Raw genomic sequence first — 2774 nt, forward strand, 5'->3', positions numbered from 1 at the left:
AGCCCCATCACCAGCATGCTGGTGATGGGGCCGCGCGACGAGCAGTCGCTCAGGACCGTACGCGACCTCATTTTGGACTAGCTAGTCGGGCCGGGGCGCGGGGTCGTCGGTGACCGACCTGAGCAGCGGCCTGCTCAGCGCCCCCGCCCCGATCACCCCCGCGAACCCGAGCGCGACGCACACCGCCAGCGTGACCACGCCGGAGACGTTCATCGCCCCCATCGTGAACGGCGCCGCGCAGAACACCCCCACCAGGATCGCCCCGCCGCCCATCACGGTGAGCGGGATCAGCGTCTCGGCCCGGCGCGCCTTGTCGAGCACCTCCAGCGGGGTCCCCGCCAGCCGCAGCAGCCCATACGTCTGGCGGCGGTCCAGGATCGACGAGGCCGCGGTGATCCCCGCGCTGGCGATGGCCACCAGGAACGACACCGACAGCACCACGACCGTCCCCGCCCCGATGTCGGAGATGATCTGCGTGCTGAAGCGCTCCTCGTCGGCCCCGGTGGTGGGCACGTGGCCGGGGACGAGCTCGGCCAGCGCGGTGCGCGTCTTGTCCAGCGTCGCCTCGTCCACGGAGGTGCCCAGCGCGACGGTGACGGTCTTCTTGCCGGGGTTGACCGTCGCGTCGATCCCGGCCTCCTTGAGGCGCGTACGGGCCTGCTGGGCCACGCCCTGCGGCTGCGCCGCGCTGATCTCCAGCTGCCCGGCCACCGCCGTGCTGGTCAGCGCGGCGGGGCTGAGCAGCCCGAGGAACCCGGCCACGAACCCGGTCATGGCCACCCCGCTCACCGTCCGCCAGGCCGAGCGCGGGTCGTCGACCAGCCGGCGTCCGGCCAGCAGCCGCGCCGGGCGCCTGGCCCTGGCGGCCGTGACGCGCCCGATGAGGGCGACCACCCACGGGCCGACCAGGTTGACGCACAGGAACGGCAGCGCGATCGCCACGACGATGACGCCCAGGTTGGTGCCGCGCGTCAGCAGGGGGAAGGCGGCCAGCACCACGAGCAGCGCGACCACCCGGACGGCGCGCAGGCCGGGCGGGGTCTGCCGCTTGGCCACCCCGAGCGGGCTGACGACGACCCGCCGCAGCCCTATCACGGCCGACAGCCCGACCAGCAGCGGCACCGCGACCAGCACCGCGACCAGAACGAGCGGGTTCGGCCACAGGTCGGCGGCGTACCAGGGACCGCCGCCGATCCGGATCCTGGTCAGCAGCGGCACCGCCAGCGCGTACACGACGGCCCCCGTGAGCGCCCCGGCGAACGCGACGATCACCGCCTCGGCCACCGTCATGCCCACCACCTGGCCGGGCGTCGCGCCGACCAGCCGCAGCGCGGCCAGGCGCTGGTCCCTCCTGGCCACGGTGAGCCGGGCCGCCGCGCCCCCGAACACCAGCAGCGGCACGACCATGAGCACGCTGGCGATCAGCGCCAGCACGCGGTAGGCGACGGAGTCCTCGGTCGGTTCCCCCTTCAGGTCCGCCACCTTCGTCACCGGGTTGGCCAGCCGGGAGTCCGGGTCGATCCGCACCTCGGGCGCGTCCGGCGCGTGGCCGACGACCGCGACCAGCTCGCCCGGGTAGAGCAGCGCGTCGTCGCCGAGCACGCCCTTGGGCCTGGGATAGCGGTTCGCGAGCTGGTCGGCGGGCAGCCGCCCGGCCAGTTCCTGGAGCGCGGGCGACAGCCAGACCTCACCCGGCGCCGGGAAGCGCGGCATGCCGGGCGGCGCGGGCGCCCCGGTCTTGAGCGCGGCCAGGTCGACGACGGTGATCACCTGGTCGCGCACGTAGTCGTTCCTGGTCATCTCGACCGCCACGGCCTCCCCCTGAGCCGGGACCGGGTTGCGCCAGGCGCTCCGGTCGGCCCTGGCCTCGAAGGCGTGATTGGCCGCCACCGCGAACAGCAGCAGCGCCGTGGACACCGCGACCGCCCCCAGCGTGAGCCAGGTGCCCAGCATCCCCTTGCGGCCGCCGCCCCTGAGCAGCCGCCAGGTCAGGTCCAGCTTCACGCCCGCACCCCGCCCGCGAGCAGGTGGCCGTCGCGCACCTCGACCGTGCGGTCGCACCATCCGGCCACGTTCGGGTCGTGGGTGACCACGATCAGGCAGGCGCCGTTGTGCTTGGTCGCCTCGACCAGCAGCCGCATGGTCTCGTGCCCGGTGGACTGGTCGAGCGCGCCGGTCGGCTCGTCGGCGAAGACCACGGCGGGCTTGCTGACCAGCGCCCTGGCGATGGCGACGCGCTGCGCCTGGCCGCCGGACAGCTCACCCGGCCGCCTGCCCTCCATGCCGTGCAGGCCGAGCGGGCCGAACCAGTCGCGGGCCTGGCGTACGGCCTGCTGCCGCGGGACGTCGCCCAGCATGAGCGGCAGCGCCACGTTCTCGTCGGCGGGCAGCTCGGGCAGGAGCTGGCCGAACTGGAAGACGAACCCGAAGCGGGTGCGGCGCAGCGCGCTGCGGTCGCGCTCGCGCATGTCGTCGATGCGCCCGCCGAGCAGGTGCACCTCGCCGGAGTCCGGCTTCATGATCCCGGCCAGGCAGTGCAGGAGCGTCGACTTGCCCGAGCCGCTCGGCCCCATGATCGCCACGGCCTCCCCGGCCCGGACCGCCAGATCGACCCCGCCCAGGGCGACCGTCTGCCCGAACCGCTTGGTCAGGGCCCGTCCAACTAGGGCCTGTTTTATAAGCGGGTCAGCCAGTCGTTGATGATGGCGATCTGAACGGTGGCCTCGTAGCGGACGGCGAGCTTGTCGTACCTGGTCGCGACGGCACGGTGGCGT

2 protein-coding genes are annotated in these 2774 nt (G+C 73.9%); both read right to left on the reverse strand.

The genetic code is table 11. The annotated features are described in order from the left end of the window. Positions 1 to 81 precede the first annotated feature (81 nt). A complete protein-coding gene (locus KME77_RS01145; protein ID WP_219460493.1) occupies positions 82 to 2004 on the reverse strand; it encodes an FtsX-like permease family protein in 1923 nt (640 codons plus the stop codon). Beyond that, on the reverse strand, positions 2001 to 2678 hold the full coding sequence (locus KME77_RS01150; protein WP_219460497.1) for an ABC transporter ATP-binding protein: 678 nt from the start codon (positions 2676 to 2678) through the stop codon (positions 2001 to 2003). Before KME77_RS01150 ends, KME77_RS01145 begins: the two co-directional genes overlap by 4 nt. Between the last annotated feature and the right edge of the window lie 96 nt (positions 2679 to 2774).

This window comes from Nonomuraea rhizosphaerae, assembly GCF_019396405.1.
Lineage (GTDB): Bacteria > Actinomycetota > Actinomycetes > Streptosporangiales > Streptosporangiaceae > Nonomuraea > Nonomuraea rhizosphaerae.